Below are 7,805 nucleotides of genomic sequence, written 5' to 3'. Positions count from 1 at the left end.
AAAGAGTCGTTCAAGACCAGGACGTTGATAGGTCAGGTGTGGAAGCGCAGTAATGCGTTAAGCTAACTGATACTAATTGCTCGTGCGGCTTGACCCTATAACTTTGACCAAAGCGTCAAGGTTGTTATGCCAAGTTGACGCAATCGATATAAAAGCTGATTTGCTCTATGAATTCGTTGTCTTGACCCCGTCAAGATGACAACAAGTTATGCCTGATGACCATAGCAAGGTGGTACCACTCCTTCCCATCCCGAACAGGACAGTGAAACGCCTTAGCGCCGATGATAGTGCGGATTCCCGTGTGAAAGTAGGACATCGTCAGGCTTCTACAGCCCAAAACGCCCCACCAATCGGTGGGGCGTTTTTTTTTGCTTTTCACTTGTTCGAGCCAATCAAGGCCTGTTGATCAGTAGCTCGCCTTGCATATCCATGGCACCTGATTGACTCAACTCGCCCAGGAGTTGTTCAAACCACTCGCGGAAGCTGGAGCCAGGTCCTAATTGCTGATGTAAACCCGTCAAATACGGTACCGTCTGCGCCCAATCTGCAAATGGGGTGAGTTTGATCGAGCCATGTTCTTGCAATTTGAACTTCACAAGCACTTTGCTAGCGTAGCGCGCATGCTTGTCTGGGTGCGTGCGGAAGCTCGCCAGCCGTGATCGTGCGAAGCTTAGGGCCGAGTCGAGATCCGAAAAGAGATTCCCGTGCCCCGGGATCACCAGAGAGGGAGACAGCTGTTCAATCAAATCGAGCGTGTCTGCAGCATCGCAATAGGCATCGACGCCATCGAGTTCAGGAAAAATGACGCCAAAACCTTTCTCCCACAATGCATCCCCGGATATCAGGATACGGTGTTCAGGGCAAAAAAACATCATGGCGTGAGTATCATGTCCGGGCGCGGCATAGACCTGCCAGTTCGTTCCTGCCCAGGTACAGGTTTGCTTGTCCAGCAAATGACCACTGACTTGAAATGGTGGACACTGTTGACCCGTCATGCCATAGGTTAGTGCATCTGAGTTCCACTGGCTGACCTCGTGAAACTGGCCAGGAGGAATCAGCGTTTTCACTTCAGGATGCGCGAGCTGAATGGCGGCATTGCCACCACAGTGATCACTGTGTAAGTGGGTGTTGACCAGCAGATCCAGCTTGCGGCCACGCAAGGCTTGCCCCAGCAAACCCAGGGTCATGTCGGCGTGCGTGCTGTAACCGCTGTCGATCAGTACGGTTTGTTCTGCATTGTGCAGAAAGACATTGTTTGCAGAAAGCCAGTCGCGCTGAAAAACAGAAATGCCCGCAGGCAATGAAACAGAAAATGACACGGGAGGGTCCTTGAATGCCATGACATTTTGCGCAATTCCTGCTCATGCCGCTCGACACAGGTGACAGACCATGCGTCACAAAATGTAAAGTGACTGCTGGCGACGTCAATATGCAGGAAAATACGGGTAATCCCTATGATTTTTCATCGTTTACACCGTTGGTTGAAATCGCTGCTCCCTGCGCGCAGCGAGGGCGCAGGGCGCCCTGGGCGGCGTTCCTGGGTGCCCATACGCGAACTGGCACCACGACACCGACCACGCATCGAAAAACATTTGTTATCGCTTTCATCCAATGATCGGTATTTGAGGTTTGGTTATGCCGCCAATGACGAGCAAATTCGGATGTATGTCCAAAAGTTGAATTTTGGCCGTGATGAAATTTTCGGTATTTTCAACCGCAGGCTTGAGCTGGTAGCCATGGCGCACCTGGCTTATTCCCTAGATCCGCAATGGCGTAGCTGTGGAGAATTTGGCGTGTCGGTCGCGTCGCAACAAAGAGGCCGAGGCTTGGGGCAGCTGTTGTTTGCGAGAGCGGTGCGTCATGCTCAAAACGAAGGTGTACGGATGATGTTCATTCATGCCCTCAGCGAAAATGCGGCAATGCTCAAGATTGCTCGTAATGCCGGCTCACGTGTTGAACGCGATGGGTCAGAAAGTGAAGCCTACCTCACATTGCCGCCAGCCACCCTGGACAGCCGGTGGCACGAGGTGCTGGACGAACACATCGCCGAGTTGGACTACCAGCTCAAATTGCAAGCCAGTCAATTTCGCAAATGGCTGGGTATGCGCAGCAATAATGAAACCCGGGACAAAGACTGAATCAGTCGCCTTGTCACAAGACGGAGATTGAAATCCGCTATGCTTGAGCTGTTCTAACCACGGCTGTTGCCAAGTACACAGTGTCAGATCCCCATCCTGCCCGCCCTTCAGACAAGGAAGACAAGCGCGGCCTGTTGCAGAAGATTGCTGAATTCCTGCATCCCAGTCCTGATACCAAAGACGAATTGATCGATTCGTTGGTTCAGGCACAAGACAACGACATCATCAACGAAGAAAGCCGTCGCATGCTCGAGGGTGTGATCCGCATGTCGGACATGACGGCGGGCGATGTCATGGTTGCCGCCGCCAAGATGGATTTGTTGTCTATCGATGCGCCTGCAGCCACGTTGCTCAACCAAATCATTGATACGGGCCATTCGCGCTTTCCCGTTTATGAGGGGGAGCGCGAAAACATTTTGGGCATTTTGCTGGCCAAGGACATGCTCAAGCTGCAAAGGGCCCCAGAACTCAACATCAAGGCCTTGCTCAGACCCGTGGTGTTTGTGCCCGAGAGCAAGAAACTGAATGATCTGCTGAAGCAATTTCGCGATCACCGACAGCACATGGCGATGGTCATTGATGAGTTTGGCCGAACTGCGGGTCTGATCACCATTGAAGATGTACTTGAGCAAATCGTGGGCGATATCGAAGATGAGTTCGATATCGAGCAAGATGAAGGCGATATTTTTTCGCTGGCTGACCAGACCTTCCGTATCAGTGGCGACACTTCGCCAGAGCGGGTCATGGAAGTCCTTGGTGTCGACGTGCTGGGCGCCCTAGGCGATGACGATGTGCACGAATTCGACACCATTGGTGGCCTGATTGCGCACGAAATGGGGCATGTGCCACGTCGAGGCGAAAAGTACACGCTGGCTGGACTGGATTTTGTGGTTCAGCATACACGTGCCGGGGCGGTACGTTGGTTCAAAGTGTCGCCCGCAGCCCAGGATGCTGACACTTAAGTCGCATCCCACTTTCCTGCGCCTGATCTGGTTGATGGTGCTGGGGCTGTTGCAGGCATGGGCCCTGGCCTGGCCGGGCAATGGCCAAGCATCGGGTGTGTTGCAATGTGTGGCGGCAGCCTTATGGCTGCAGCAGTTGTGGACTTGCAAACACGATTTGGCAGCTGTGGCCAAAACCACTTTCTGGTACGTGAGTGTCTGGTTATTGGGCAGTTTCTGGTGGCTCCACATTTCGATGCATCAGTACGGAGGATTGCCAGGATGGTTGTCAGTGCTGGCCTTGGCGCTGCTGGCTACTGCCTTGTCCGTTTTTTATGTCGCCATGATGGTGCTTTGGGCACGCTGGTGCGCGGCGCCAGACAAAGCCGATCCTTTGTGGAGCGCGTTGTCCCTGGCTGCGGCCTGGACCTTGGCTGAGCTGATGCGGGGCCAATGGTTCACCGGGTTCCCTTGGGGCGCTGTGGGGTATGCGCACGTGGACAGCTGGTTGGCTGCTTGGGCGCCTTGGCTGGGGGTGTATGGCGTGGGCGCAGTGGTCTGGTTGCTGTTGGCCTTGTGGGTTCAGCGCAAGGAAAGGCCGGGCGCCTGGCGTCGCATGGCAGGAGTATTGCTGGTGACTGCTGTTTTGGGCCACTTCAATGCGACATGGACGCAATCGGCCGGCACCCAGACGGTGACCTTGTTGCAAGGCAATATCGCCCAGGATCAAAAATTTGAAGAGCAAAGGGGGGTGCTGGAAGCTCTGGCGTGGTACGGGCAGCAGCTGCGCGCCAGCACCACAGCCTTAGTGGTGACGCCAGAAACGGCATGGCCCGTGCTCAAGTCCTCTTTGCCACCCGGCTACACCCAGGCGCTGAGCGATGCTTTTCCAGAAGGGGGTACGCGCGCTGCGCTGGTGGGACTTCCCGTCCTCGATCAAGGCGCTTACCGCAACAGCCTGGAAGCTTGGGGTGGCGACCAGCCCTACCGCTATGACAAGCACCATCTTGTGCCTTTTGGCGAATTTGTCCCCAGCTTTTTTGAATGGTTTGTGCAGATGATGCGCATCCCCTTGGGCCAGTTTGCGCGTGGCCCGGTAGATGCGCCCAGCTGGACTTGGCAGGGACAACGCATTGCGCCCAATATCTGTTACGAAGACGTGTTTGGTGAAGAGTTGGCGCAACGCTTCCGTGTGGACAGCGAGGCGCCCACGGTGCTGGTCAATGCGAGCAATATTGCCTGGTTTGGCGACACGGTGGCTGTCCCGCAGCATCTGAACATTTCACGGATGCGCGCTCTGGAGCTGCAGCGTCCCATGCTGAGAGCCACCAATACGGGGGCGACAGCGATCATTGACCATCAGGGCCGGGTACGCCAGCAGTTGCCCCCCTACCAGCGCAGCATATTGCAAGGCGAATACGAGGGGCGCACAGGGTTGACGCCCTACGCGCGCATGGCTGCACGCTGGGGACTTTGGCCCCTGTGGTTGCTATGTTCTGTTATTTTGCTGGGCAGTGCGGTGCGAAGAAGAAGCACTGCTGGCGCGTAAAATCGAGCGTTTGCGCATGTGGACGCAACACCATTTCACCGCACAGGCGGTTTTGTCCCTATGTTGACTTTCCAGCAGATCATCCTCAAGTTGCAGCAGTACTGGGACGCCCAGGGCTGCGCTTTGCTCCAGCCCTACGACATGGAAGTGGGCGCCGGCACCAGCCACACCGCCACCTTTTTGCGCGCCATCGGCCCTGAGCCCTGGAAAGCTGCCTACGTGCAGCCCAGCCGCCGCCCCAAGGACGGCCGCTACGGCGAAAACCCCAACCGCCTGCAGCATTACTACCAGTACCAGGTGGTGCTCAAGCCCGCGCCCAGCAACATCCTGGAGCTGTACCTGGGCAGCCTGGAAGCGCTGGGCTTTGACCTGAAGAAAAACGACATTCGCTTCGTTGAAGACGATTGGGAAAACCCCACGCTCGGCGCCTGGGGCCTGGGCTGGGAAGTCTGGCTCAACGGCATGGAAGTCACGCAGTTCACCTACTTCCAGCAGGTGGGTGGCATCGACTGCAAGCCGATCACCGGCGAGATCACCTACGGCCTGGAGCGCCTGGCCATGTACCTGCAGGGCGTGGACAACGTCTACAACCTCAAGTGGACCGACACGCTGAGCTATGGGGACGTCTACCACCAGAACGAGGTCGAGCAGTCCACCTACAACTTCGAGCACTCCGACGTGGACTTCCTGTTCACTGCCTTTGGTGCCCACGAAAAGCAGGCGCAGAACCTGATGGTGCAGCAGCTTGCCCTGCCCGCCTACGAGCAGGTGCTCAAGGCCGCGCACACCTTCAACCTGCTGGACGCGCGGGGTGCGATCTCCGTGACCGAGCGCGCGGCCTACATCGGTCGCATTCGCAACCTGGCGCGCAGCGTGGCCCAAAGCTACTACGAAAGCCGCGAACGTCTGGGCTTCCCGATGGCCCCGCGCGAGTGGGTGGCGCAGATGCCCAAGAAGGCCGCTTGAGAGGAACAAGAACAATGACAACACAGAACCTTCTCGTCGAACTCTTCGTTGAAGAACTGCCGCCCAAAGCGCTGAACAAACTGGGCGCTGCTTTTTCCGGTGTGCTGACTGAACAACTCAAGGCCCAGGGGCTGGCCGCTGCCAATGCGGTGGTGACCGCCTACGCCTCCCCCCGCCGCCTGGCCGCCCATGTGACGGGCGTGCTGGCGCAGGCCGCCGACAAGGCGGTGCAGCAAAAGCTGATGCCTGTGACCGTGGGCCTGGACGCCAATGGCAATGCCACCCCCGCCCTGCTCAAGAAGCTGCAGGCCCTGGGCGCCGATGTGAGCGACCCCGCTGCGGCCGTGGCCGCGCTCAAGCGCGCACCGGATGGCAAGGCCGAAGCCCTGTTTTATGACAGCGTGGTCAAGGGCGCGACCCTGGCCGCCGGTCTGCAAAAGGCATTGGACGAAGCATTGGCCAAGCTGCCCATTCCCAAAGTCATGCAGTACCAGCTGGAAACCGATTGCGAACTGCCGGGCTGGACCAGCGTGAACTTTGTGCGCCCCGCGCACAGCCTGATCGCCCTGCACGGCAGTGCCGTGGTGTCCATCAAGGCGCTGGGGCTGAAGGCGGGCAACAGCACGCAAGGCCACCGCTTTGAGGCCAAGGTGCCCACCGTGGTGGTGCCGCACGCCGACCAGTATGCCGAGGTGCTCAAGAACGACGGTGCCGTGATCGCCAGCTTTGACGAGCGCCGCGCCGAGATCGTGCGCCAGCTGCAGGCCGCTGCGGCCAAAGTCGGCGGTGGCGTCAAACCCATTGAAGACGATGCCCTGCTTGACGAAGTGACCGCCCTGGTCGAGCGCCCCAACGTGCTGGTTTGCGCGTTTGAAAAGCAGTTCCTCGATGTGCCGCAGGAATGCCTGATCCTCACGATGAAGGCCAACCAGAAGTACTTCCCGCTGCTGGACGCTGCGGGCAAGCTGACCCACCAGTTCCTGGTGGTGAGCAACATCAGCCCCGCTGACGCCAGCGCCGTGATCGGCGGCAACGAGCGCGTGGTGCGCCCGCGTCTGGCCGATGCCAAATTCTTCTTTGACCAGGACCGCAAGAAGACGCTGGAGTCGCGCGTCGACGGTCTGTCCAAAGTGGTTTATCACAACAAGCTGGGCACGCAGGGCGAGCGCATGGCGCGTGTCTGTGCGATTGCCAAGGCCATTGGCCAGCAACTGGGCGGTGACCTGCTGGCCAAACAGGCCGAGCAGGCCGCACGCCTGGCCAAGACCGACCTGCTGACCGACATGGTCGGCGAGTTTCCCGAGCTGCAGGGCATCATGGGCGGCTACTACGCCCGCCACGACGGCTTGCCGGTGGAGATCTCCGAAGCGATTGAAGACCACTACAAGCCGCGCTTTGCGGGTGACGAACTGCCGCGCAACAGCGTGGGCGTGGTGGTCGCGCTGGCCGACAAGCTCGAAACCCTGGTGGGCATGTTCGGCATCGGCAACCTGCCCAGCGGCGACAAGGACCCGTTCGCGCTGCGCCGCCATGCGCTGGGCGTGATCCGCATGCTGATCGAAAAGGACCTGGCGATCGACCTGTCGGCCCTGCTGTCGCTGTCGGCCCCGGTGTTTGGCGAGAAGATCACCGACGCCAGCGAAGCGCTTGCTGCCTTCATCTACGACCGCCTGGCCGGTGGCCTGCGCGAGCAGGGCTTCAGCGCCCAGGAAGTGGACGCTGTGCTGGCCCTGCAGCCGCAGCGCCTGTCCGACGTCGCCAAGCGCCTGGCGGCCGTGCGCGCCTTTGCCGCCTTGCCCGAGAGCCCGGCGCTGGCCGCGGCCAACAAGCGCATCGGCAACATCCTGAAGAAGGCGGGCGAAGTGGACGCGCATGCAAATTCCGCCCTGTTCAAGGAAGATGCCGAAAAGGCCCTGCATGCCGCGATGCAAAAGCTGGTGCCCGAGTCCACTGCCCAGTTCGAGTCGGGCGACTACACGGCCAGCCTGCAGACGCTGGCCGCCCTGCACGGCCCTGTCAATGCCTTCTTTGACGATGTGATGGTCAACGCTGAAGAGATGGACCTGCGCCTGAACCGCCAGGGCCTGCTCAAGAGCCTGCACGTGGCCATGAACCGCGTGGCCGACCTGGCGCGTCTGGCGGTGTAACAGGAGCACGCATGCAAACCAAACTGGTCATTCTCGATCGTGACGGCACCATCAACCGTGCCAG

The 7,805-nt window shown here is 58.8% G+C and carries 6 protein-coding genes and 2 rRNA genes; 7 read left to right on the top strand and 1 reads right to left on the bottom strand.

The window, feature by feature from the left end:
* Both AAFM15_RS09770 and rrf read left to right on the top strand, forming a co-directional pair.
* Window positions 1-97, top strand: a 23S ribosomal RNA gene (locus AAFM15_RS09770); the annotation flags it as partial.
* A gap of 114 nt (window positions 98-211) precedes the next feature.
* Window positions 212-324: ribosomal RNA gene (gene rrf, locus AAFM15_RS09765) — 5S ribosomal RNA — on the top strand.
* Window positions 325-392: 68 nt separating this feature from the next.
* On the opposite strand, the gene AAFM15_RS09760 is transcribed toward rrf, so the two are convergent.
* Entirely contained in the window at window positions 393-1,340 is a 948-nt protein-coding gene (locus AAFM15_RS09760; RefSeq protein WP_341686526.1) for an MBL fold metallo-hydrolase, read from the bottom strand.
* A gap of 114 nt (window positions 1,341-1,454) precedes the next feature.
* Here AAFM15_RS09760 and AAFM15_RS09755 point away from each other — a divergent pair, with 114 nt between their 5' ends.
* From AAFM15_RS09755 to glyS, 5 genes are all read left to right on the top strand, one after another.
* Window positions 1,455-2,138: a GNAT family N-acetyltransferase gene (locus AAFM15_RS09755; protein WP_341686525.1), complete on the top strand. Its 684-nt coding sequence runs from the start codon at window positions 1,455-1,457 to the stop codon at window positions 2,136-2,138.
* A gap of 80 nt (window positions 2,139-2,218) precedes the next feature.
* A complete protein-coding gene (locus tag AAFM15_RS09750) occupies window positions 2,219-3,100 on the top strand; it encodes a CBS domain-containing protein (RefSeq protein ID WP_341686524.1) in 882 nt (293 codons plus the stop codon).
* The gene (gene lnt, locus AAFM15_RS09745) at window positions 3,087-4,628 is read left to right on the top strand and encodes an apolipoprotein N-acyltransferase (protein ID WP_341686523.1); all 1,542 of its coding nucleotides are present in this window, start codon (window positions 3,087-3,089) and stop codon (window positions 4,626-4,628) included. Before AAFM15_RS09750 ends, lnt begins: the two co-directional genes overlap by 14 nt.
* 60 nt (window positions 4,629-4,688) lie before the next feature.
* Window positions 4,689-5,594: a glycine--tRNA ligase subunit alpha gene (glyQ, locus tag AAFM15_RS09740; protein ID WP_341686522.1), complete on the top strand. Its 906-nt coding sequence runs from the start codon at window positions 4,689-4,691 to the stop codon at window positions 5,592-5,594.
* A gap of 14 nt (window positions 5,595-5,608) precedes the next feature.
* Window positions 5,609-7,741 carry a glycine--tRNA ligase subunit beta gene (glyS, locus tag AAFM15_RS09735; RefSeq protein WP_341686521.1) on the top strand — a complete coding sequence of 711 codons (2,133 nt, stop codon included), beginning with the start codon at window positions 5,609-5,611 and terminating at the stop codon, window positions 7,739-7,741.
* Window positions 7,742-7,805 lie beyond the last annotated feature (64 nt).

The organism is Limnohabitans sp., assembly GCF_038134685.1.
Lineage (GTDB): Bacteria > Pseudomonadota > Gammaproteobacteria > Burkholderiales > Burkholderiaceae_C > Limnohabitans_A.
This window is presented reverse-complemented; position numbering and strand designations above follow the sequence as displayed.

What these genes read in the sequence shown, in the direction of transcription:
- AAFM15_RS09760 (WP_341686526.1), bottom strand. Translation starts at nt 1,340, where the DNA reads ATGGCATTCAAGGACCCTCCCGTGTCATTTTCTGTTTCATTGCCTGCG.
- AAFM15_RS09755 (WP_341686525.1), top strand. Translation starts at nt 1,455, where the DNA reads ATGATTTTTCATCGTTTACACCGTTGGTTGAAATCGCTGCTCCCTGCG.
- lnt (WP_341686523.1), top strand. Translation starts at nt 3,087, where the DNA reads ATGCTGACACTTAAGTCGCATCCCACTTTCCTGCGCCTGATCTGGTTG.
- glyQ (WP_341686522.1), top strand. Translation starts at nt 4,689, where the DNA reads ATGTTGACTTTCCAGCAGATCATCCTCAAGTTGCAGCAGTACTGGGAC.
- glyS (WP_341686521.1), top strand. Translation starts at nt 5,609, where the DNA reads ATGACAACACAGAACCTTCTCGTCGAACTCTTCGTTGAAGAACTGCCG.